Annotated in this window: 18 protein-coding genes; 12 read left to right on the top strand and 6 right to left on the bottom strand. The window is 48.0% G+C overall.

The features are described 5' to 3' along the window. Window positions 1-11: 11 nt before the first annotated feature. Window positions 12-548 (bottom strand): electron transport complex subunit RsxB, encoded by a 537-nt coding sequence (gene rsxB / locus A1359_RS12800; RefSeq protein ID WP_066983424.1) that lies wholly within the window; start codon window positions 546-548, stop codon window positions 12-14. A gap of 140 nt (window positions 549-688) precedes the next feature. Next, window positions 689-1,270 (bottom strand): electron transport complex subunit RsxA, encoded by a 582-nt coding sequence (gene rsxA / locus A1359_RS12795; protein ID WP_066983421.1) that lies wholly within the window; start codon window positions 1,268-1,270, stop codon window positions 689-691. 288 nt (window positions 1,271-1,558) lie between these two features. On the opposite strand from rsxA, the gene nifL reads away from it, so the two are divergent. The 4 genes from nifL (at window position 1,559) to draG (ending at window position 6,519) form a co-directional block, all read left to right on the top strand. Beyond that, window positions 1,559-3,196: a nitrogen fixation negative regulator NifL gene (gene nifL, locus A1359_RS12790; protein ID WP_066983418.1), complete on the top strand. Its 1,638-nt coding sequence runs from the start codon at window positions 1,559-1,561 to the stop codon at window positions 3,194-3,196. Further along, window positions 3,189-4,724, top strand: a complete 1,536-nt coding sequence (gene nifA / locus A1359_RS12785; RefSeq protein ID WP_066983415.1) for a nif-specific transcriptional activator NifA — start codon at window positions 3,189-3,191, stop codon at window positions 4,722-4,724. Before nifL ends, nifA begins: the two co-directional genes overlap by 8 nt. A gap of 92 nt (window positions 4,725-4,816) precedes the next feature. Beyond that, a complete protein-coding gene (locus A1359_RS12780; RefSeq protein ID WP_066983412.1) occupies window positions 4,817-5,626 on the top strand; it encodes an NAD(+)--dinitrogen-reductase ADP-D-ribosyltransferase in 810 nt (269 codons plus the stop codon). Between the two features lie 8 nt (window positions 5,627-5,634). Beyond that, entirely contained in the window at window positions 5,635-6,519 is an 885-nt protein-coding gene (draG, locus tag A1359_RS12775; protein WP_066983409.1) for an ADP-ribosyl-[dinitrogen reductase] hydrolase, read from the top strand. 107 nt (window positions 6,520-6,626) lie between these two features. Here draG and A1359_RS12770 read toward each other — a convergent pair whose 3' ends face one another. The 3 genes from A1359_RS12770 to A1359_RS12760 form a co-directional block, all read right to left on the bottom strand. After that, entirely contained in the window at window positions 6,627-6,863 is a 237-nt protein-coding gene (locus A1359_RS12770) for a DUF4398 domain-containing protein (RefSeq protein WP_066983405.1), read from the bottom strand. 749 nt (window positions 6,864-7,612) lie between these two features. Beyond that, window positions 7,613-11,893 carry a PhnD/SsuA/transferrin family substrate-binding protein gene (locus A1359_RS12765; RefSeq protein WP_066983402.1) on the bottom strand — a complete coding sequence of 1,427 codons (4,281 nt, stop codon included), beginning with the start codon at window positions 11,891-11,893 and terminating at the stop codon, window positions 7,613-7,615. A 381-nt stretch (window positions 11,894-12,274) separates the two neighbouring features. Continuing rightward, window positions 12,275-14,704, bottom strand: a complete 2,430-nt coding sequence (locus A1359_RS12760; protein ID WP_232322201.1) for a tetratricopeptide repeat protein — start codon at window positions 14,702-14,704, stop codon at window positions 12,275-12,277. Between the two features lie 446 nt (window positions 14,705-15,150). Between A1359_RS12760 and A1359_RS12750 the strand changes: the two genes are divergently transcribed. Together A1359_RS12750 and A1359_RS12745 are read left to right on the top strand one after the other, a co-directional pair. After that, window positions 15,151-15,954, top strand: coding sequence for a ferritin-like domain-containing protein (locus A1359_RS12750; protein ID WP_066983396.1), 804 nt, complete (start codon window positions 15,151-15,153; stop codon window positions 15,952-15,954). Continuing rightward, the gene (locus A1359_RS12745; protein WP_066983394.1) at window positions 15,947-17,122 is read left to right on the top strand and encodes an NnrS family protein; all 1,176 of its coding nucleotides are present in this window, start codon (window positions 15,947-15,949) and stop codon (window positions 17,120-17,122) included. The genes A1359_RS12750 and A1359_RS12745 overlap by 8 nt, the downstream gene beginning before the upstream one ends. 459 nt (window positions 17,123-17,581) lie before the next feature. Here A1359_RS12745 and ispG read toward each other — a convergent pair whose 3' ends face one another. Continuing rightward, entirely contained in the window at window positions 17,582-18,802 is a 1,221-nt protein-coding gene (gene ispG / locus A1359_RS12740; protein WP_066983391.1) for a flavodoxin-dependent (E)-4-hydroxy-3-methylbut-2-enyl-diphosphate synthase, read from the bottom strand. 102 nt (window positions 18,803-18,904) lie between these two features. Here ispG and A1359_RS12735 point away from each other — a divergent pair, with 102 nt between their 5' ends. The 6 genes from A1359_RS12735 (at window position 18,905) to nqrE (ending at window position 24,510) form a co-directional block, all read left to right on the top strand. Further along, a complete protein-coding gene (locus A1359_RS12735) occupies window positions 18,905-19,633 on the top strand; it encodes a metallophosphoesterase (protein ID WP_066983388.1) in 729 nt (242 codons plus the stop codon). 175 nt (window positions 19,634-19,808) lie between these two features. Beyond that, window positions 19,809-21,155, top strand: coding sequence for a Na(+)-translocating NADH-quinone reductase subunit A (locus A1359_RS12730; RefSeq protein WP_066983385.1), 1,347 nt, complete (start codon window positions 19,809-19,811; stop codon window positions 21,153-21,155). Next, window positions 21,156-22,355 (top strand): NADH:ubiquinone reductase (Na(+)-transporting) subunit B, encoded by a 1,200-nt coding sequence (locus tag A1359_RS12725; protein WP_066983382.1) that lies wholly within the window; start codon window positions 21,156-21,158, stop codon window positions 22,353-22,355. It begins immediately after the preceding gene. Next, entirely contained in the window at window positions 22,348-23,211 is an 864-nt protein-coding gene (locus A1359_RS12720; RefSeq protein ID WP_066983380.1) for a Na(+)-translocating NADH-quinone reductase subunit C, read from the top strand. The genes A1359_RS12725 and A1359_RS12720 overlap by 8 nt, the downstream gene beginning before the upstream one ends. A 22-nt stretch (window positions 23,212-23,233) precedes the next feature. After that, complete coding sequence (locus A1359_RS12715; RefSeq protein WP_066983377.1) at window positions 23,234-23,902, top strand: NADH:ubiquinone reductase (Na(+)-transporting) subunit D; 669 nt, start codon at window positions 23,234-23,236, stop codon at window positions 23,900-23,902. Next, entirely contained in the window at window positions 23,902-24,510 is a 609-nt protein-coding gene (gene nqrE, locus A1359_RS12710) for an NADH:ubiquinone reductase (Na(+)-transporting) subunit E (protein ID WP_066983373.1), read from the top strand. The genes A1359_RS12715 and nqrE overlap by 1 nt, the downstream gene beginning before the upstream one ends. Window positions 24,511-24,514: the final 4 nt, after the last annotated feature.

Below are 24,514 nucleotides of genomic sequence, written 5' to 3'. Positions count from 1 at the left end.
TCATTCTCCGGTTAAGCCGAAACTAAAGGTTTTGGCCAACGCCAATCGCGCAAAGTCACTTCAATCGGATGCATTTGTAGGCATTCGGTCGGACAGACATTGATACATTTTTCACAGCCGATACAGGCATCAGCGACAACCGCATGAATCTGTTTTGGAGCACCGACTATGGCATCGGTGGGGCATACTTTGAAACAGCGGGTACAGCCGGTACAAGTGTCTTCACTGACCCTAGCCACCATGGGATCAGCATCTGTGGTTTGGCTTAAATCAACTTCAATTCCCAGCAATTTGGCAAGTTGTTCGATTAATGAGGTCCCGCCAGGAGGGCATAAAGTGACCGGGGCAGCCCCTGAAACCACGGCTTCAGCAGCCGGTCTACAGCCCGGAAATCCACATTGTCCGCATTGCGAACCCGGCATTAGCGCTTCAACCTGCTCAAGCAATGGATCGGACTCCACCTTGAGATACTTAGCCGCAATGCCCAAGCTTAAGCCTAGAAACAGGCCTAATGCGGTCAGGATAATGATGGCTGAAAGTATATACATGGTATGTCTCAGATTATTGGCGTAGTCATCAACAAAATGTCTCTAGCACGACGGTCTTTTTTTGGGCTGCGGCTCCCGCAATTGTCAACGGAAGTGTCTGCCCTGAAATTACTGATGTTCCATTAAAAGAATTCATGATTTTATTTGGTGTAAAGCCCAGCAAATCCCATAAAGGCCAGCGATAAAATGCCGGCGGTGATAAAGGCAATAGGAGTGCCGGAAAAAAGAGCCGGTACAGCCATCAACGCCAGGCGTTCACGGAGACCGGCAAATAGCACCATCACCAAGGTAAAACCCAATGCCGCACCAAAGCCAAACATCAGGCTTTGTACGAAGTTATAGTCTTCTTGGATGTTAAGCAGCGCCACACCCAAAACAGCACAATTAGTAGTAATCAAAGGCAGGAATATGCCCAACACCTGATACAAAACCGGGCTGGTTTTATGAATCACCATTTCCGTGAACTGCACCACTGCAGCAATCACCAAAATGAATCCCAAAACCCGCAAAAAACCAATATCAAAAGGCTGCAGTAAGCGATGTTCCAGCACCCAGCTGGCAGCCGATGCCAATGTCAATACAAATGTCGTCGCCAGCCCCATGCCCAAGGCGCTATCGAGTTTATTGGAAACGCCCATAAAGGGGCATAACCCCAAAAACTTCACTAACACCACGTTATTGACTAATGCGGTACCTAAAATTAGTAGGAAGTATTCGCCCATTGCCTTCACCCAGTTGTTTGTAAACAATTGAGCATCTTCTATGCCAATAGTTTTTTTAGGGTTGAAATTGCAGATTTAGTGCATTTGCTCAGTGCTTATGGTGCAAATGTTTTGTGCTAAAAGGTACACTAAGCAAAATACACACTTAAAAATTGTCGTAAATGCGACAATCAATCAGTGCAGACTAGGTCTTCGCCCTTGCAGCGGGGTGGATGCAGCCGCTAGATTCAATTCTGGCGTTTAATTTGCATGCATTTAATTAAGCATAAAAATTAGTAGAGCGCGCCCATGAGTAAAACTACACGGAAATTTTTACAAAACCAGCCGATTGATGGTCTTGTTGATACTTTGTTGCCAAGCGAAACCCTAGACTTGTTAAAAACAATAAGCCTTAGCCAATATCAGTTTCTGCCTTTGTCTACCTTCATCACCACGGTGGAACAGTCACCCATTGCTATTTCCATCACCGACAAAAAAGCCAAAATTTTGTACGTCAATCAGGCCTTTACCGACATCACGGGTTATCAGGCTGAAGATGTACTGGGCGAGAACGAATCTATGCTATCCGATAAATCCACTCCCAGGCAGGTGTATTACGATCTTTGGCATACCATTTCACGTAAGCAAGTCTGGCAAGGCCAATTGGTTAATCGGCGAAAATTTGGCCAGCGCTATTTGGCCGATCTGACCATTGCGCCGATGCTGGATGAGCAGGGCAATATTAGTCATTACATAGGCATGCACCGCGATATCACGGACGCTCAACTTGCCGAACAACAGGTTAAGAATCAAAAGCAACTGATCGAATCTGTACTGAATGCTTCACCCGTCGCAATGGTGGTATTGGATAGTATTCACCGGATCGTACTGGATAATCAAATGTACAAAATGCTGATCAGCGAACTGGGATTTCAGGAACCAGCTTTGTTTTTCCTGGATGCTTTGCAGCATGATATGGGCAATATCTGGGAAAAAAATGAAGATCAGCCGCGCGGTTTTAGTAATAAAGAAGTCCGGGTTGAAGGTTTAGGTCAACGCGGTACTCGATGGTTTTCCTGTTCAGGTAATTGGTTTAGTGAAGGCGATGCCAGTGTCGACAGTTTTTTTTCCAAGCAATCAACTGATTACCTGTTGCTGACTATCAACGATATAACCCTGCAACGCCGCCAGCAGGAGAAAATGCATCTACAAACCTTGCGCAGCTTAATGGCAGAAGAGGAGCATATACGAGGTATTCGGGAAACTTTGCTGGGAGCCATGCATAAAGTCAGTCAGCCCTTGAATCAAATTCAGGCGGCGATACAGCTGATGACCCATCGGAACGATACCCAAAATCAGCCTTTACGAGACTTGCTGAGTCAGGTGCAATCCATGGGGGTGGAAACGCTGGCAACTCTACAACGCTGTGTGCCGGAAATTCCGGAAACCGCTGTCACACCCGTCAACCTCAATCAACTGCTGCACGAGGTCATGTTGCTGCAGCATCAAAAATTTCTGGCAAACGGGGTAATTGTAGATTGGCTACCCAATCCGGTACTGCCATCTATCATGGCTTCTGAAAACAAATTGCGTATGTTGTTTAAACAATTGATTGATAACGCAGTGAACGCCATGAACCGGGTGAGTAGCCGTTTGCGCGAAATCAATATCAGTACCGCTATTGAACAGAACTGGGTGCGTGTGACTATTGCCGATACTGGTCCCGGTATACCAGCTAATCAACGCAGTAAAGTGTTCGAGCCCTTTTTCACCACCCAGCAAAATATCGGTGGCGTTCAAGCAGGTATGGGTTTGGTGATGGCCAAAGAAATCCTCAATCAACATGGTGGTATGATCGAAATTGATCCGGATTACCAGAAGGGTTGTCGGGTTATACTTCACTTTCCGTGCAAGCTGCAAACTACCGGGGCAATTATTCATGAGTGAGCGCTTATTACTGGTCGAATCGGAACTGGATACTCTGTTTCTGGTGAGTCAGTTGCTGAATAGCACCCATGATTTACGCATGAAATTAAAAGGCATCCTGGAAATTTTGCATAAACGTTCCGGCTTGCATTTTGGCATGATCACACTACGCGATCTTGATGACGATAGCTTGAGCATTTGCGAAGTTTATGGCGATGATGTAGATCGATCGGTACGTTACCAGCCCGGCGAAGGCCTGATGGGTGTCATTCTTGATGAAGGTGCAACCATCGTCGTAGAACGTGTGGCCGATGAGCCGCGCTTTTTGAGTCGGCTGGGGGTTTATAAACCAGAGCTGCCTTTCATTGGATCGCCCTTGGCAATTGAGCAAGGCGAAGTGGTTGGTATTCTTGCTGCGCAACCTTGCGATGCGACGTTTTTGGGCGAGCGTGCTCGGTTTTTGGAGATGGTTGCCAACTTGATTGCGCAATGCGTCAACAGCCTACGCGTGATGGAGCGCAAACAGTCTGAGTTGCTTAACGAACGTGATTTTTTGAAACAAACATTGGTTAAAAATTATCGCTTCGAAAATATAATTGGTCATTCAGCGCCGATGTTGAAAGTGTTTGACATTATTCGCCAAGTGGCAAAATGGCATACCACGGTATTGATCCGCGGCGAATCCGGTACCGGTAAAGAAGTGGTTGCCAATGCCATACATTTTAATTCTGCCTGCGCCAATGGTCCGTTTCTAAAACTGAATTGCGCAGCATTACCCGACACCTTATTGGAATCGGAATTATTCGGCCATGAAAAAGGTGCTTTTAGCGGCGCGATTGGTCAGCGTAAAGGTCGCTTTGAATTGGCTGACAACGGCACCTTGTTTCTGGATGAAGTCGGCGAAATTTCAGCCTCCTTTCAGGCCAAATTATTACGGGTATTGCAAGAGGGAGAATTCGAACGCGTCGGTGGTGGCAGAACACTTAAAGTCAGTGTACGCATTATTGCGGCCACCAATCGCAACTTAGAAAAAGACGTAGCGGATGGTTTGTTTCGTGAAGATTTGTATTACCGCCTTAACGTTATGCCTATCACGATGCCACCCTTACGTGACCGCATTGAAGATGTGCCTGAGCTGGCGATATTTCTGCTTAACCGTATTTCCAAGCAGCAAGGTGGTAGGCCGCTGGAACTAAAAGAAAGCGCGCTGCGTATTTTGATGAAACATAACTGGTCCGGTAACGTACGAGAATTGGAAAATCGTCTGGAACGCGCAGCCATCATGAGTTATGACGGCATCATCGATAGGGATGTCATTATCAATACCGGTCTGGAAGATGAAATCAGTCTAAACCGTACGCAACCGTCAGCGGTAGCTATTCGGATGACGGACTTTCACGACGAGGACCTGGATGAGCGCGAAAAAGTCATTGCGGCATTAGAGCAATGCGGCTGGGTGCAAGCCAAAGCCGCCAGATTGCTGGACATGACACCGCGGCAGATTGCTTATCGAATACAGACTTTGAATATCAGCGTGAAGCAGATTTGACAGCTGTTGGTACGATTAGTGTTGCCTATTCGAATGTGATCCGACCAGATAACTTACAGTGCCGGATTTCTAATTGAGGTTTTTGTTGAGGGATGCCACATCTTAGAGAGTATGGCCATAGCACAAATTTGATTGGTATCCCGGCGGCTTGTCTAGCCAGTCATCGCTTTAATGCAAACCCCCAAATCTTGCGTATTGCTGGCACCCGCGAGTCGGCTGCGGGCTTGTTCGAGAAATTGGCATTTCAATCAAGCCGAGAAGATTGTAGTCGGGTGTTTCAGGACTATATGTGCGTCGTATTTGGTTTTGAAACAGAACAGCGTTTGGGTGTGGATAAACAGGGGCGACGGCGTTATCGTAATAGCTATCTCAAGCTTATTCAGGATTGGGGGCGGGACTCAAACAATGCACAGGGCGCGGTTTTGAAGGGCTGGGTGGAGAGTCGCTTCGGTTTGTTTCCTAATTTTCATAAACAATCCTTATCCGGTTTTATGAACAAGGACTGGATCATTTATCTTGAAGAAAAAATGAATAGCCGCTATCACAACAACTGCATTTTTATGCAGCTGGATTTGCTGTATGAATATTGCCAGTGGATGATCGAGCATTTTCAATGGCCGGCGGCGAGGCATAAAACCTTATATCGCGGTGTGAATAGTCTGAACGACTCTACGGTAAATACCAGCCTGGATAATGCAGGAATGATCATGCGTTTCAATAATCTGGTGTCATTTACTGATCGGCGTAGTATCGCCAGCGAATTTGGAGCTTACATTCTGGAAGTGGAGGTGCCGATGGTGAAGTTGCTGTTTTTTAATGAATTACTACAGCATCATGCCTTGCACGGTGAAGCGGAATATTTAGTGATCGGCGGTGACTATCAAGTCAAGGTGCGGCGGTAAAGGCAACAATGAGGGTGGAGGCGCAAATCATTGATCGGGCTTTGGGTGCTTATTTGGGGTTTGCCTGCGGCGATGCTCTGGGCGCGACCGTGGAGTTTATGACGCCTAAACAAATTCACAGCCGTTACGGCACACATACAGAAATGATAGGGGGCGGCTGGTTGGGATTGGAAGCCGGCCAGGTGACCGATGATACGCAAATGGCTTTAGCGCTGGGGCAGGCCATTATTGATAACTCAGGCTGGAACTTAACCGCAGTGGCGGATAATTTTGTCGCTTGGCTGGAAAGCGAGCCGCCGGATATTGGCAACACCTGCCGTCGTGGTATCTTACGCTATTGCGATTTTGGCCTATTACAAGGTGAGCCGCGCGAGGATGATGCCGGCAATGGCGCTTGTATGCGCAATTTACCCGTAGTGTTGGCTACGCTCGGCAAACCGGATGAGTTGGTCAGCTGGACAATACAGCAAAGTCACATTACCCACCATAACCCGTTATCCGATGCGGCCACTTTGGCCTTGGGAAACATGACCCAACGACTAATCAACGGCGAGAATGTTAGCGCTGGTCTAGAAGAGTCTGATCGGCTGATTGAGCAGTTTGAGCAATTCCGCTTTCAACCTTATTCAGGCAAAGCCAGTGGTTATATTGTGGATACCGTGCAAACGGTATTGCACTATTTCCATAGCACGGATAGTTTTGAATCCTGTGTTATCGCCACCATCAATCAGGGCGGCGATGCCGATACCACCGGCGCATTGGCGGGCATGTTGGCGGGGGCTCATTATGGCTTGGTCAATATTCCAGAGCGTTGGCTGGCGCAGTTGGATCCGCGTGTTGCCAAACAGATTCGTGCACAGACTTTGGCATTGATCCAAAAGGCTTTTGTTTAAGATTTTGCTTCAGGGAGTCGTTTGGTGTCGTTTGGACCAAAAAGAGATTTTGCGTAATTGCTATCTAATTGCAAAAGGCGAATTCGTATCATAAGTGCATATCCCGTTTAGCAATCCGGGATGCTCCTGAGATCAGGAGCAAGATGTGGTAAAAAGCTTGCGTTTCTCAGTTCTAACGGAGCAAGTTGTCTGGCACCGTCTTCTTGCGCTTCTTTGATTAAATAGGTGCTATGAATTATCTCTTCATGGGGTGGAACTCCAGAACAGCCTTGCAAGATAAAAGCTGTAACGGCAAAAGCTAACCCGCTTAGGCTTGTCTTTATGGTGTTTAGATCAGTTTTCATACTAGATACCTCTTGTTGTGATGGTTAATTGCTGTGAATTCAATTAATAAAAAATGGCCGTCATACCTGCCTGGAAGTGGGTCGGCTGCCTGGACGTAGGAGGTAGGGCAATGCACAGAGCAATTGCCGAATCAAGTGACATAGATGGTAAACTTCGATCCGTCCTGAAGCCTGGATTCCGGCAGTCCATACAGGAAAGATGGTCACGAATCAGTGTTTTATCTTTTAGCTGAAACAGCTTGCTAATCAGGAAACCCTTTGCGGTTATAGTGCATTTGGGCGTAGTCTAGCTGTAACTTCACAGCTCGTCTGTACGTTACCGCACACAATAACAGCGAAAAAAGATTCGATTCGAATAGCTTGCCGGAAGTGATGTTTATGCTGTCCGCCTCCCAAAAAATTAACAAACGGTTCATTGAAAGCAGAAAAAATTCTCTCCAGAAAATAGGTTCCTAAGGGTAGACGGTTTACTTACTTGCCGATGCAATGCAGAGATTTTCAACGCCACAGCTGAATTGTGTTATCCCCAAACAATATGCGATGCTCGATGCCGGCGTAATGATCTATGGTTTCCGATAAGCACCTTTTACCCAATGGACAGGTTTCTCTAGTGCCGACTGTGGCAAAAATTAATCTTTGCCCTTCGCCCGAGCGTGGCCGGCACAAGGGACTATTTGGCGACAATCGACAGTAAAGCCAGTCAGGGCGCGTAGCGAGCACTTTGCCCGATCGCATGTTTGTTTTGCCCGTCAGGTCCACGGAGAGCCATTTTCAAGGAAGAGTGCCTGACAGCAATCCACAACCTCGGTATCGTAAATCGTACCTTTGCCGCGCTCAATTTCATCCAGGGCCGCCTGATAGCCCAGCGCGGCACGGTAAGGACGGTGCGAAGCCATCGCCTCAACCACATCCGCTACTGCCAATATGCGGGATTCGAGCATGATTTCCCCGTCCCTAAGTCCATAGGGATAACCGCTACCATCCAGACGTTCGTGGTGCTGAACCACCATTTTCGCCAGTGGCCAGGGGAATTCTATGCCGCAGATAATGTCGTAGCCCACCGTTGGATGGGCTTTGATGACGTTGAACAGGATTAGATCGAGCCTACCGGGACGATTGAGAATTTCAGATGGCACGGCTATCTTGCCGATATCGTGTATGGTCGCACCCAGGCGTAAACCTTCCAGGCGAAACGGATCCAAGCCCATTCGAGCGCCGATTTGTACCGCCAACTCCGCAACGCGTTCCTGGTGGCCGGCCGTATAAGGGTCGCGCTTTTCGATGGTGATGGCAATGGCGCGTATGGTTTGAATCAACGAACGCTGTAATTGTTCTGTAACCCGGCGTTCTTCTTCCTCGGCTCGCTTGCGTGTGGAAATATCGATAATGCTGGATCGGCTTTCGATCACCTTGCCGGAGGCATCAAGCACCGGATCGACACTGATGGTCACCCAGATGGGGTGGCCGTCGCGGTGGCGCATCTGCAGTTCGATATCGCGCACACTTTCGCCTTGCGTGAAACGCTTAAAAATTTGTTTGGCCATGCTCAAGCCGGCCTCGGTGTCGGCATACAGATCGAAAACATTTTTGTTAGCCAATGTCTGGCGATCGTATCCCAGTAAACCGCACAAAGCTTGATTGAACTGTAACAGGCTGCCATCTGCTGGAGACACTGAAACATAGGCATTCGGGGCTTTTTCATACAGATCTTCGTAGCGCTCTTCTGTCTTCTTCAGTGCCGCTTCGGCTCGTTCGCGTTCAAGCCGGTTGCGCAGGGTGCGAATGCCGAAGGCGAGATCGCCCGCCATCTCTATCAGCAACAACAGTTCTGCCTCATCGAAGGCTTCGGCGTCAGCCGAATCGATAACAATTGCGCCGAAAACCTCACCTTCCGATAGTAAAGGTAAGGCAATGACGGAGACATAACCACGTTCCATGGCAGCTGTGCGCCACTCTACCGAGCCTTGGTCATTGTGGAAGATATCCCTGGCAATGAAGGTTTCCCGGCTGCGAATGGCATAACCCGCAGGATTTTGTCCGCTTGGTTCTTCAGACCAGCTGACAGCCAAAATATCCAGAAAGCCATGTTCATAGCCGGCATGAGCGACGGGATGAATGGTTTTTTGTGCATCGTTTTGGCCATAGCCAACCCAAACAAAGCGATAGCCGCCACTTTCAGTCAGAATGCGGCAAATATCGTTCACCAGCGTTTTTTCCTGCACCGCATGTACCAGGGTGGTATTACACAGACTCAGTGTGCGTAGCGCCCGGTTGAGTCTTTTCAACTCGCTTTCCGCCTGGCGCAATTCGGTGACATCCTGCACGCTGCCTATCATACGTAAGGCCTGGCCTGTCTCGCCGACATGAACCTCGCCAACTTCATGAACCACGCGCACGCTGCCTTCAGGCAGGACGATACGATGATCGATAACGTAATCCGTTTCTCCGGCGATCGCCTTATTCACTTCGCTGATGACATACGCTCTATCATCCGGATGCACCACATCCAGAAAAGCTTGGTAGGTGGCGTCGAACTGTTGCGGCTGCAGACCAAAAATACGGTAAATTTCATCGGACCAGATTAATTCGTCGGTAACGATATTCCAGTCCCAATTGCCCATGTGAGCGATGTGCTGTGCAGCGGCCAAGCTTGCCTCGCTACGCTGCAGTTTGAGCATCACTTTGATGCGTCTGAGACTGTTGATGATGATCTCGCCGGCAGTCCGCAACAAGCGCACATCTTCCTCTGCCCAGTTGCGTGTATGCTTGATATTGTCGAAACCGATAAAACCGGCAAAAACCCCATTGAAATGAATGGATACGTTGAGCAAGGAGCAAATACCCAGCGTTTGAAATGCCGTGCGTTCCGCTACGGCTTGTTCCGGCAACTCGGCCAAGCTCTGCAGTGAAATCGCCTGACCGGAGCTGAGTTTGTCTCGCAGCCATGGCAGACGGTCCAGTTTTGCGGGTTGCGATGAGTCTTTCCAGGAAAATTCAATACCCTGGGCGCACCACTCGTAAGCGTTATATGGGGTCGCGTCAGCGGTATCGTAATCTAGTAGGTAAGCGCGATCGGCACCGGCAAATTCCGCTAAGCGACATAGCGCGTTGTCAATCTCGGCCTGAATGTCCTCAGGGTTTGCATTGCTCAGGCGGGAAGCTACCTCGGCCAGCATGGATTCCAAACCAATGCGGTAGGTCAGCGCCTGCTCCGCCTGCCGCACTTTGCTGAGATCGAGCACGGTCAATACATAGCCGTCGATTGCGCTGTCTTGGTTGCGGATGACACTTACCGTGATAAAAACGGGTTCTCCGGCGCCAAGTGTGCCACCCAGTAGCATTTCTGCGCTGGCGCTATTATTCCGGTCTGCATCATCAAATAATTGTAGAAATTGATGAGTGAAATAGGGCGCAACTAAACGCATTGCGACGCTTTCGAGCTTAGGCCGGCAATTTTCGCTATCCTGCTCGCAGCCCAGTAACTGCTTAAGGCCAGGATTGCAGTACATGACTTGCCTATCCGGCTCCAGAATTAAAATGCCTTCTCCTGCTTGTTCCACCGCTCGGCTCAGGATGCGTCGACGCGATTCTGCCCGGCGCACGTCTGTCACCTCCTCGAGGATATGTATGGCATAGTGTAGGCTTTTATCGGTTTGACGGATGCCAAAGGAGCGGGACACGAAAATATCCCCATTAGGCAACTGCAATTCATTGCCTTCCGGATATAAATGTTCCGGAAAATCACGACAGGCCGCTAACGGGCCGTCCTGTCGAGGAAAAAAATCGTAATAAGGACGTCCGCGCATCTGCTCCAGGTTACAACCGGCTTGCTTGCAATAGGCTGGGTTTGCTTGCAGGATGTGCATTTGAGCGTCATGGATGAAAATCGGGTCGCTGATGGCATCAAACGCGTCGTTCCAATGTTGGCTAAGCCGTTCCAGTTGTCGGTAACTTTGTTCCAGATCGCTGGTGCGCTCGCGTACCTTTTCCGCCAGATTGTCCCTGGCATGGGTCAAGTCTGTTTCCGTTTGCCGCAAACGTCTATTTAGACGCAGTACATAGGCAATCGCGGTGCTCAGCAATAATAAAACCAATAGCAGCAGCGAAAGCCAATAGCTGTATTGGCGCCATAGCTCGGCTAAACTAATTTTGCCCAGATCGGCATAAGGGCCGGCGCGTAATTCACGCAGCAAATCATGTACGGGTTGATAATTGCCCGGCACGGTCCAGCCAGCGATTAAGGCCGCCTTAGCCGCCGGGCTGTCGGCTGGCATGCGCATCAACGCCGAAACCACGGCGTGACTGAGCGAGTCGGAGGTGTTTAGCAGCTTGGCAAATGGCCATTCCGGGTACAGCCGGGTACTGACCAGAAGATCAAAATTTGGGTAATGTTGCGGGTTCAGCAGTTTTACTTCGGTCAGGTCGATGCTGCCTTCGGCGCTCATGCGTTCCAGAGTATCGGTACGTACCGTGCCGGCGTCGGCTTGCTTTTGCAGTACCGCAAGCACAACGGCATCATGGGTGCCTGTAAAGCTGAGAATGGTGTCTTCGCTGGGCTCTATACCTAGGCTTTGCATTTCCCGGCTAGCCATGAGATAACCACCCAAAGAATTCGCATCGACTGCCGCGAAGCGTTGGTTTTTCAAATCGGTTAGATTCCGAATGTCCTCCCGCTCGGCGCGGGTAAATATCACCCCGCCATAAAAGCTAGAACTGCTGCCGTTAATAAGATTACGCAAGGTGGCGAGCCGGCCTGCGCCATAACGCATTTCGAACTCGACATACAATTCCGGGTTGGTTAATACAAAATCCACTTCACCCGCAGCCACTACCTGGCTTATGCGTTCGAAAGCCAGCGGCAGCACGCTAAATTGGTATCCAGGCACATGCTGGCTCAGATAGTCGGCGGTCGGTTGCCACCTATTGAGGCTGGTTTGCTCTCCACGTTTAGCCAACACGCCTATGCGCACAAGGGTATTTTCCGCTTGAACAGGATTCAGACTCCAGGCAAGTAATAAAAATACAAACAATCCGACGCGAAAAGGGGCATAACCAAATATTTTTAATCTAAATGATAGCTCCTAATATACCTTGTAGGGCATCACTAATCATAAGTTACTTGCAAGCCCAGGATTCATAGGCTAAGGATTGGGTCATAAATAATTTCCCGCTATCCAAGTACGTCATGCCGGTAGTTCAGAAGATGTAGGTATTCTTGTCGAGACCGAATCCGCGAACTTTGTCGATGATCCTGCCGATCCGGGATCGTTCTCGACGAGCGAGCCTTGTCCAATGACACATGAGCCTGAGCAAAGGATAGTATTTCCAGCATGAGATGAGCCTGGATGCGCGGAAATTAGGATCATGGAGGCATGATTGTGGCTTCACACCCCTTTGATCCAATAAATTGGTCACTTCACACCTTCCAACTCCGTGATCAATTGAATTATTTCTTTATTGTCCGGCAACACTTCAGCGGCTTTTCTTGCGTTAACAAGCGCCGCTTTGTTGTCACCCGACTCGCGCTGCATCGAAATGAGTGCGCTGAGTATATCGAGATTGTAGGGTTGACGCGCATCGGCAGCTTTTAATGCCGCCAACGCCTCGCGTTGTTTTCCGGCGGAATTCAATCCTATGGCATAAACATACGCATAGCGGGCATTATCCGGCGCCAGTTTAGCGGCTAGCGCAAGTTCCTGCAAAGCGGTCGTTTTATCGGTTTTGCGCACCAGCAGCAAGCCCAGCGCGTGGTGTAAATCAGCCGCGTTGGGTGATAATAATAAGCCAAGGCGCAACTGTTTTTCGCCCTCGTCATCGCGCCCTTGTTGACGGTAGGCATCGGCGAGATTGACGTAAGCTCCGACGAAACGCGGGTCAAGTTCGATTGCACGTAGATAGGCGGTAATAGCCGCTTCGACATTATGTTGACGCAGGTAAAGATTCCCCAGATTGACGTTCTCCGCCGGCCAGTCGGCATTGAGTTTCAAGTAATCCAGGTATTCTGTCATCGCGCTCTTGCGAGCGCTGAGCCCGCCAGACGTCATTTGGCTATCCGGCACATCGGCAAGAATACGGGCAGCTTCTATGCGAACACCGCGGACCGGATCGGTTAGCAAAGGCGTAGCTGCCAGTACACGGTTGATCGTATCGACGGATTCAATCAATCCTAGAGCGGCGATACGCACCGACGGATCGGGATCTTTCAGTTGCTGACGCGCAAAGGCTAGAAGTTCCGGCCCCATCAATGGAGCAACCAGGGTTAACGCGGTTGCGCGCACAATGGCGGGACTGGCTGAATCCTGGGCAAGTCCGAGTAACGACGGCAATGCCTTTAAACCTTGCGTCGCACCCGCTTGTAATGCCGTTCCGTAATGCGGACGATTGCGCCAGCTTGTGCCGTACCATTTATCCAGTGCTGTAGCAGCCCATGCGGGTTTGCGATTTTGATGGCACTGCGTGCAGGCATTCGGGCTACCCAATGACAGTGATAAATCCGGCCGCGGCAAACGGAAACTGTGGTCGTGCCGGCCATCAATCACCATGTAATTTTGTTCAGGCGCATGACAGTCCATGCATTGCGCTCCTTTTGAGTCCTGTTTGTGGAAATGATGCTGCTCAGTGTCAAATTTCGCGGCATTGTGGCAGCGTGTACACAGTGCATTGCCTTCGGCACGAAGTTTAAGCGAGTGTGGCTCGTGGCAATCCATGCAGGTAACGCCGTTCTGAAACATCTTGCTTTGGCGGAAGGAACCCCAGGTGTAATCTTCGTCGTGCTGCTGTCCGTCGGCATAATAGGTCGGTTGCCTGAGTAAAGACGGGTGATGCGAATCTTCCAGCGGCAAACCGGGCAAGCTGCCTTCAATCAGCGTTGAACGGCGGGCATGGCAAGCCCAGCAGGTATTCATCAATGCATCATTAGCAGGCTGTTCACGTTGCGCAATCATGTTGCCATCAGGAAACTTCCATGCGGCTTGCCAGTGGCTTTGCAGCTTCACTGCCAAGCCTTTATCATCGTCCGAATAGGGCGGTCGGGCGTGTTTTGCCCACTCGACATGTTGTGACGCGGGGCCATGGCAGCTTTCGCAAGCTACATTAATCTCATTAAAAGTCGTTTTGTAACTATCTGTTGCCGCATCATAGCCTTTCTTCAGGTTTGTCGAGTGGCATTCGGCGCATTCCATATTCCAATTCTGGTAACGTCCGGTCCAGTGCAACTGATCGGTGTGATCCATCTTGTCTTTCGGGTAAAGATGAAACCAACGTTGCCCGCCTTCGGCCTTTGGGCGGCTGTCCCAGGCAATAGAGAGCGCTTGATAACGGCCTCCGGGGAACGCGATCAGGTATTGTTGCAGCGGCTTAACGCCGAAGGTGTAAGTGATAGGGTAATCAGTCAATTTTCCGTCAGAGCCGTTGGTGCGTACCATGAACTTGCCATCGCGCTTGAAGAACGTCGACTCGACATTGTCGTGTTTGAATTTTGCATTGTTGAAGTCACCCAGTACGGTTTGTTCATTAGCCACCTGCATCGCCAGATCATGATCTGAGCCCTGCCAAGCCAAAACTTCGGCTTGATGACATTGCTTGCATGCACCGGCACCGACGAAATCTTTAGTCACAACAGGAATTGCCGGTTCCGGCTTCACTACTGGCGGGGGAGAGGGCAAAACCACAGCGACGGGAGTAAGTGTGCGAGTAAAGTAAACGCCGCCGATAACCAATCCCGCCAGCATAAAAATTGACAGCAATAAAACGAGGTTTCTGTTGCCGGTTGCAATTGCGGTAATTTCAGGCACGTATTTGGCGACTGGTTTGGCAGGCTTTGGCATGTTGCGGCGGGTCATTGTGCGTCCATGGTTAATATTTTGGGGTGCTGTTAATTTTGCTGAAAGTGGATTGTAATTTCTTCACTTTGGGAATATGAGTGCCACCGTGAAACGGCGCTGCCATTCTGACCCCTGAGTCGGTTTGAACCCAGTAGGTCATTGGTTTGCGTCGGAAAACCGAAGATAGGTCCGACGCCCCAAGTGACCGCCTTGGACTTTGACGGTGACAGGAATAAGGTCGTATTGAGACTGCCAAACTCGAACTGATCAGTGACAGAGTTCGGATCAGATTGGTCAACCACCGGCAGGATAGTGCGCGTAATCAGGTTAAGGTCCTCAGTCAATTTGATGGATACCACCGGCTGCATGTTGGGTTATGATTTTATAACAATCTAACGCAAATCGAAAAATAGCGGGAAGTCTTAGTTATTTGACTGGCATTTACGACAATTTATGGAGAAAACTTGAACACTATTTTTGATTCAGCCGAGTGCTGTTTATTCGATGCCGACATTGTGCGTAAATTGGAAACAACCCATCAGACCCAGCGCTTGGCAAAAGCTGGACAATTGAGTTTTGCTGAAACCCACCCACCAAGGCCTATTGCCGATACGCTGTTTCCCGATAAGCCGCTGTTATTGATGCCACGCGATATGCCACGTCGGCGGCTGCATTCTATCGAAGGTAAAGCGGCGTTTTTTCATTCATTGGCGCATATCGAATTCATGGCGATTTATCTGGCCTGGGACATCATTTACCGTTTTCGCGGTTTACCGGAACAGTTTTATCGGGATTGGTTAAAAATTGCCGATGAGGAAGCGCAACACTTCGAGTTGCTGAGTAGTCATCTTTTAACGTTGGGTATCGGTTATGGAGATTTAGCCGCCCATAAAGGCTTGTGGTCGCATGCGGAAGATACGGCAGATGATTTGTTGGCTAGATTGGCTGTGGTGCCGCGTTGCATGGAAGCGCGCGGACTGGATGTGACGCCGGTCATGATAGATAAACTCAAAGCAATGAACGATGAAGCGGGAGTGGCGATTCTGACACGGATCTATCAGGATGAAGTAGGGCATGTGGAACGCGGTTCGTTTTGGTTTAATTATTTCTCGAAACAGCATGGTCTGGATCCCGAGCAAACCTTTAAAGATAAAATCCTGGCTTGTTATCAGGGGAAACCCAAAGGGCCGTTTAACCGAGATGTGCGTATAATCGCTGGCTTCACGCATAACGAAATTGACTGGCTGGAGGAAAGGTTGCATGAATAACAAACCGGTTTTTGATTACCCGCTATTTGCCATGGGATTTAGGGCTTTTTTTGCACTGGCGGGATTGTCGGCTTTGGCATTGATTGCACTTTGGAATGCCATGGCCAATGGTTCATTACATTTAGATAATTATTATCCAGCGATTCAATGGCATGCACATGAAATGCTATTGGGTTATTCGGTGGCGGTTATTGCCGGCTTTTTATTAACAGCGGTTAGAAACTGGACTGGGATGCAAACGGCTAATCCGGATCAATTGGCCGCATTATGTTTTTTGTGGATTTATGGTCGCGTTTTGCCGTTTTATTCAGAGCTGGTGCCGGATGTTTTCATTGCTGCGGTGGATTTTGCATTTTTGCCGGCTTTAACTTATTTCATCAGCAAGCCTTTGTTGAAAACAGGCCATTATAAAAATTTGATTTTCACCGGTTTGCTGCTGCTGTTGACTGTGGCAAATGGTCTGATACATGCGCAAATTTTAGGCTTTTCTGAAACTGGCGTTATGTTAGGGCTGGATATGTTGGTGGCAATTATTGTGATGATGATTTTAGTGATTGCCGGTCGCGTGTTTCCATTTTTTACCGAACGCGGATTGTCCGGGGTGATTTGTATCCGTAATCCAGGTTTGGATATTGTCACTATAGTCATCAGCATGACGGTTTTTGTACTGATGATGCTGGATGTTTCCGGAATTTTGCTGGCGCTGGTTGCACTCGCGGCAGTGGTGTTGAATGTTATGCGGGTTTCCGGTTGGTATGATGGTCGTATATGGTTTGTGCCCCTGCTGTGGGTGTTATATGTAGGTTATGGTTGGTTGATCCTGGGCTTTGTCATGCTGGCGCTTTCAGCTTACGCACTTGTATTGCCGGCTGTGGCATTGCATGCTTTTACCGTGGGTGGTATTGGGATTTTAACGTTGGGTATGATGGCGCGGGTGGCTTTAGGGCACACGGGTAGGGCGCTTAAGACTTCTAATGTGATGGCTATTGCGTTTTTGTTGATTAATTTAGCGGCCATCATGCGGGTTTTATTCCCGGCGATTTTGCCTGCCTGGTACGGCGGATTTGTGCTGGTTTCAACGTATGCCTGGCTGGCGGCATTCTCTTTGTTTGCGTTTTATTATCTGCCAATTCTGGTGGCCCCACGAAGTGACGGTGAGCCAGGGTAACCCATAGCGCATAAAAAAGGCGGCTTAAAAATGCCGCCTTTTTTGTAGGTGAAGTGCTTAGGATATGGTTGGAAATAACTTCATGAAACCCAAGTGCATTGTTCCTATGCATCGCGTGGAAATGCAAACTGAACCGATTTTGCGGTTCTGGGTGCTGGAGCGCCCCCGACAGAGTTCCCAGGCAAAGCACTCATCGTTATACACAAGTCACTCGAATCCAGGCGAAGCCCTCAAAACCCCTCTCTTGTTGGAGAGGGTTGGGTGAGGAGAATCAAAATGAAGCATTTTGGTGATTCAAATTCTCCTCACCCCCGCCCTCTCCATCAGGAGAGGGGGCACAACACCATCACATTAAAGTGTTCCAGCATGAAAAAGGATTACCCAGTGTAAATCGAGATGTTTATAACGATCAGAGCAAAGCATGGGAACCATAAGCGGAAGTTAATTTTGGCGAAAACCTTAGTGTGAGCTGTAATGCGACTCTATATAGCGCTCGACCAAGGCTTGGAAATCACCGGCAATATCATCACCTTTTAAGGTGACGGTTTTTACGCCATCTTCATACACGGGCGCAACAGGGGATTCGCCGCTGCCGGGTAAGCTAATGCCGATATTGGCATTTTTACTTTCGCCAGGGCCGTTAACCACGCAACCCATAACAGCCACTTCCATGGTCTCGACACCTTTGTATTTGTCTTTCCAGATCGGCATTTGGTCACGTAAAAAAGCTTGGATGTCTTGCGCCAGTCTTTGGAAATAATCGCTGGTGGTGCGGCCGCAGCCAGGGCAGGCAATAACCATCGGGGTGAAAGATCTGAATCCCATGGTTTGCAATATTTCCTGACCAACAATGACTTCTTTGGTGCGTGCTGCGCCGGGTTCTGGTGTCAGTGAAATGCGTATGGTGTCACCTATGCCTTGTTGCATCAGCACGCCGAGTGCTGCAGACGAGGCGACGATGCCTTTTGAGCCCATGCCGGCTTCAGTCAAGCCTAAGTGCAAAGCATAATCACAGCGGTTGGACAAGTCTTCGTAAATGCTGATTAATTCTTGTACATTGCTGATTTTGCAGGATAAGATGATTTTGTCTTTGCCCAGGCCTAGCTCTTGTGCTTTGGCGGCACTTTCCAGTGCTGAAAGGACAATAGCTTCTCGGGTAATGGCAGGTAATTCTTTTGGGTTTGTTAGTTTTCTGTTTTCATCTAAAAGACGCGTTAAAACGGCTTGATCGAGACTGCCGCCGTTAACGCCAATCCGAACAGGTTTGTTGTATAGGCAGGCAAATTCAATCATTTGTTGAAATTGTGGGTCTCGAGCTTTACCTTTGCCGACGTTGCCGGGATTGATGCGATACTTGGCAAGCGCTTGTGCGCAGTCAGGGTATTTTTCTAATAACTTATGGCCGTTGAAATGAAAGTCACCGATAATAGGTACCGAAAAACCTTTTTGCGCAAGCTGATTGACGATTTCCGGGACGGCTTTTGCCGCTTCTTCTGTGTTGACGGTGATGCGGACTAATTCTGAGCCGGCCGTCGATAATTCCATAATCTGTTTAACACTTCCTGCGACATCAGCGGTGTCAGTGTTGGTCATGGATTGCACGACGATAGGCGAGCCACCGCCCACTTTAATGTTGCCAACCAAGACTTGTTGAGTGTGTTTTCTGGGGCTAATAGACATAGAATTGTTGTTTGCAAAAAATCAAAGTTATCTGAAAATACCAAGTAAATCACTTAGTATTAAGAATTATACCCCCTAAGCTGGAAGGCGAAAGAGCAAATTGTGCGGATAAATTATTTTTCTGATGTACATCTGGAATTTGGCGAGCAAAGTTTGCCGGATACGGATGCGGATATAGTGGTGGCTGCTGGCGACATTGGTGTGTTCAATCAAGGCTTGACTTGGTTGAAGGCCATTAACAAGCCCGTGGTTTATGTTGCCGGCAATCACGAATTTTATAATAGCGAATATCATCAAGTTATGGCAATGCTGCGCCAAGAGTGTGCCGGCAGCAATATTCAATTCTTGGATAAAGATGAATTTATTTTCCAGGGTGTGCGGTTTTTGGGCTGCACCTTGTGGTCTGATTTGTTCATTCAAGGCGAGGAGAAGTCAGTAGCGATCGGCAAAACCTTAAATGACTTTAGAAAAGTTCGTTTTAAAGAAGAAGCTTTTAATCAAACCCATTTTTCCGCCTTACATCAGGAATCAAAGTCCTGGTTGGAAAAGCAGCTGGCGCTGCCTTTTAAAGGGAAAACGGTGGTAGTCACCCATCATGCGCCAACAGAATGGAGTTGGATAGATACGCCTAACGCTTTAAAAAAAATGGCCTATTGCAACGATTTAAAGCCCTTGTTTCATGAATACGAAATCGCGGCTTGGTTTCATGGGCATGTGCATAATCTGGGTGATTACCGCATCGCGGATGCGCGAATTTTAAGCAATACTCGAGGTTATGTAGGACGTAGAATGGTTGCAGGTTTTGATATTAATAAGGTCATCGAAATCTAACAACCATGACGACAAGGCAGCAGCTTTAGATGGTTTAAGTGGGTTATTTTCCGTTGAGTAAGCCTGTGACTTGTGATGTAATGACGCGGTTTTATGTCTTGAACTGCCCTTTAAGTTTTTGTTGTTCTTAAAGGGCTTTTGGCTGCAATTTGTCTGGAGAGCAGGCGTAACAATTATGCAATTTACAATTAAAAAAGGTTTGGACTTGCCCTTGACGGGTAGGCCTGAACAAAACATAACCGATGGTAACAGCATCAAATCGGTTGCCCTGTTGGGTGGCGATTATGTGGGGCTGAAGCCGAAAATGATGGTCGCGGAGGGGGACGAGGTCAAATTAGGCCAGGTTTTGTTCTCTGATAAAAAAAATCCGGGCGTCAATTTTACTGCACCTGGTGCGGGTATCGTTTCAGCCGTTCATCGTGGTGATAAGCGAGCGCTTTTATCTGTCGTGATTGAGCTGAAAGGTAACAAACAGGAATCTTTCGCCAGTTATGCTGAAGCCGAATTAGCTGCTTTATCACTCGATCAGGTCAAGGAAAACTTACTGGCATCCGGATTATGGACTTCGTTTGTAACCCGTCCCTATGGAAAAGTACCTGCTGTTGATAGTAACCCGAGTTCAATCTTCGTTACAGCCATCGACACACGACCTTTGGCAGCCGACCCTTCCGTCATCATCAAAGAACGTGCAAGCGACTTTGCTAATGGTTTGAGTGTCATCTCCAAGCTAACTTCAGGTAAAACTTATCTGTGTAAGGCTACAGGTGCCGATGTTGTCAGCAATGCTGCTGTTCAAGTTGCTGAATTCTCTGGTCCACATCCTGCAGGTTTGCCAAGCACACACATTCATTTCATTGACCCTGTCAATGTGAATAAGTTTGTCTGGCATATCGATTATCAAGCTGTCATTGCAATCGGAGCACTGTTTACTACCGGTAAGCTTAATGTGGAGAGAGTGGTCTCTTTGGCGGGGCCTACTGTTAATAATCCGCGTTTGGTTCGTACCCGTGTCGGGGCCAATCTGGAAGATTTGGTGGCAGGTGAATTGCAAGATGTTGAAAATCGTGTGATTTCCGGGTCTGTGCTGTATGGTCACGAAGCTGTAGGTCCTATGGCTTATTTGGCTGCCAACGCCTTGCAAGTTTCCGTAATCAAAGAAGGACGTGATCGCGAGTTGTTTGGCTGGATTGTGCCGGGGACTAATAAATATTCAGCGATGAATGTTTATGTCTCCAGTAAAGATCGCCAAACCGGCCGCCAGTTTCCGTTAACTACGGATAAAAATGGTAGTAATAGAGCCATTGTGCCGGTAGGTGTTTATGAGTCAGTCATGCCACTGGATATATTGTCTACCCCGTTGCTTAAGGCGATTGTAGTGGGTGATAGCGATACGGCGCAGTCTTTGGGTTGTTTGGAGTTGGACGAGGAAGATGTTTCCTTGTTTACCTTCGTCGATCCCGGCAAACACGATTTCGCACCTGTGCTCAGAGCTAACTTAACTAAAATTGAGAAGGAAGGATAAATGTCGGCTAGAGATATTTTAGATAGCATAGAGCCGCATTTTACAAAAGGCGGCAAATTAGAGAAGTACTACGGTCTTTATGAGATGGTGGATACTTTTATCTATACACCGGCTGATGTAACACGCGGTAAAACTCATGTTCGTGATGGTAACGACCTGAAGCGCACCATGACTTTTGTAGTGATTGCCACTGCGTTCTGTATTTTGATGGCCTTCTACAACACTGGCTACCAAGCAAATATGGCAATGCAGGCGATGGGTGTCGAATCTATCGACAACTGGCGCAGCATCCCGATGGCGTTGTTTGGTTACAATCCCTACAATCCATTGTCTTGCATGGTTCACGGCATGTTGTATTTCTTCCCGATTTATATCACTACCCTGGCGGTAGGTGGTATCTGGGAAGTTTTGTTTGCAACGGTGCGCAAGCATGAAGTCAACGAAGGCTTCTTAGTGTCTTCCATGCTGTATACCTTGATCATGCCGCCCGATATGCCTTTGTGGCAAGTTGCGTTAGGTATCTCTTTTGGTATCGTGATGGGTAAAGAAGTTTTCGGTGGTACCGGTAAAAACTTCCTAAATCCTGCGTTGACTGGTCGTGCATTCCTGTTCTTTGCTTATCCCGCTTCGATTTCTGGTGATGCCGCATGGGTTGCACTTGATGGTTTTAGTGGTGCAACGGCATTATCGTTAGCGTCAGCTGGTGGTCTGGAGAATATTCAGGCTACTTTTGGCTGGTTTCAAGCCTTTTTTGGTTTTATTCCTGGCTCGATGGGCGAGACATCAACTTTGGCCTGCATACTTGGGGCTGTATTCCTACTGTATACACGCGTTGCATCCTACCGAATTATGGCAGGTGTCATGATTGGTATGATCAGTATGTCTATGCTGTTTAATGTTGTAGGTAGTGACACTAATCCAATGTTTGCCATTCCATGGTATTGGCACATGGTGATGGGCGGCTTTGCTTTCGGTGCTGTTTATATGGCTACCGACCCGGTCTCTGCTGCTGTAACTGATACAGGTCGCTGGGTTTACGGTGTCATGATTGGTTTTATGGTTGTGATTATCCGAGTTGTGAATCCTGCTTTCCCTGAGGGCATGATGCTTGCAATTCTTTTCTCCAACATGTTTGCACCATTGATTGATTACTTTGTTGTCCAAGCAAATATTAGAAGAAGGATCAGACGCCATGCTTAATGCCGAGAAAAAAACCTGCAAATATAACGAGCATCTCTGCAAGTATTACGAACAATTTAAAGTTTACCGTGACAAGGTTCTGGCGTTAAGCAACGACAGTCTGGAAAAAACGGTAGCGGTGGCATTAGCTTTATGCTTGGTTTGTGCCGTGTTGGTATCGCTTGCGACGGTAGCTTTAAGACCTTTGCAAAACTACAACAAAGCGTTGGACATGAAGAAAAACATTCTTGATGTCGCAGGCTTGTTAGCTGACGATACTGATATCGATGGAGCTTTTAAAGAGCGTATCGAAGCTAAAATTGTGGATTTGAAAACCGGTGATTATGTTGACAACATCGATGCTGATGAATATGACCAACGTAAGGCAGCCAAAGATCCTGCTCAAAATGAAGTGATTCCTGTTGAGAAAGATATTGCCAGCATTCGTTTCAAAGCCAAGTATGCCAAGATTTTTTTGGTTAAAAATGGTGATCAGTTGCAATCTATTATTTTGCCCGTCAATGGTTATGGTTTGTGGTCCACTATGTATGGCTTTATGGCATTAGATGCCGACGGTCAAACAGTGCAAAGCATTAACCTATATGACCAAGGTGAAACCCCAGGTTTGGGTGGTGAAGTGGTTAACCCCAACTGGCGTGCGCTGTGGAAAGGCAAAAAAGTCTATTCAGAAAACGGTGAAGTTGCGCTGGGTTTGGTTAAAGGTACTGTTGATACCAGTCGTCCCGATGCAGTTTATAAAGTGGATGGTCTGGCCGGTGCAACCTTAACCAGTCGTGGCGTCAGCAACCTGGTCCAGTACTGGATGGGTGCAGAAGGTTTCGCCCCTTACCTGAATAAAATTAAATCAGCCAATTAATACAAACCAGTTAGGGCTAATCATGGATAAAGAAACTAAAAAAGTGTTATTCGAGCCGTTGGTGGACAATAACCCGATTACCTTACAGGTGCTTGGGGTTTGTTCTGCGCTGGCGGTCACTTCACAAATGTCGACCTCGCTAATCATGGCGTTGGCATTAACCTCTGTAACAGCTTGCTCTAGTGCGGCTATCAGTGCTGTTCGTAATCATATACCGGGGAGTATTCGGATTATCGTGCAGATGATCATCATTGCTTCATTGGTCATCGTGGTCGATCAATTATTAAAAGCCTTTGCTTTTGATGTCAGCAAAAAGTTATCGGTTTTTGTTGGTTTGATCATTACCAACTGTATCGTCATGGGTCGTGCTGAAGCCTATGCAATGAAAAACCCACCCTTACAAAGCTTTATTGATGGTGTGGGTAACGGTTTAGGCTATAGCTTGATACTGATCATTGTGGCGTTTTTCAGAGAAACATTAGGCTCCGGAAAATTGTTGGGTTTTGATGTATTCCCATTGGTTCAAGATGGTGGTTGGTATGTGCCTAATGGCATGATGTTGTTGCCACCCAGTGCATTTTTTCTGATTGGCTTGATCATTTGGGGATTTCGTACTTGGAAACCTAAGCAGGTTGAACACGACGAATTTAAAATTATGTCGATTTCACATGGTGAAGGAGGGCACCACTAATGGAAGCCTATATCAGTTTATTTGTAAAAGCGGTTTTCATTGAAAACTTGGCCTTGTCATTTTTCTTGGGAATGTGCACATTCCTGGCGGTCTCCAAGAAGATTTCCACAGCGATGGGATTAGGTATTGCGGTGATGGTGGTGCAGACTCTAACTGTGCCAGCCAACAACTTTATCTACCAAACTTTGCTGAAAGAAGATGCACTGGCCTGGTTAGGTATTACCGGTGTGGATTTGAGCTTTTTGAGTCTGTTGAGCTGTATCGGTATGATCGCGGCTATCGTGCAGATTTTGGAAATGACGCTGGATAAATTTTTTCCAGCGCTATATCACGCTCTGGGTATCTTCCTGCCATTAATTACCGTGAACTGTGCGATCCTGGCTGGTAGTTTGTTCATGATCGAGCGCGACTACAATTTCAACGAAAGTGTAGTCTACGGTATTGGTAGTGGTTTTGGCTGGGCATTGGCGATTACTGTCATGGCCGGAGTACGCGAGAAACTCAAATACAGTGATATTCCTGCTGCCTTACAAGGCCTGGGCATCACTTTTATCACAGCCGGCTTGATGTCTCTGGGCTTCATGGCTTTCTCTGGAATTCAATTATAAGGGT

This window comes from Methylomonas lenta (assembly GCF_001644015.1).
GTDB classification, from domain to species: domain Bacteria; phylum Pseudomonadota; class Gammaproteobacteria; order Methylococcales; family Methylomonadaceae; genus Methylomonas; species Methylomonas lenta.
Note: the sequence above shows the minus strand (reverse complement) of the source record. Positions and strands in the feature narration are given on the sequence as shown.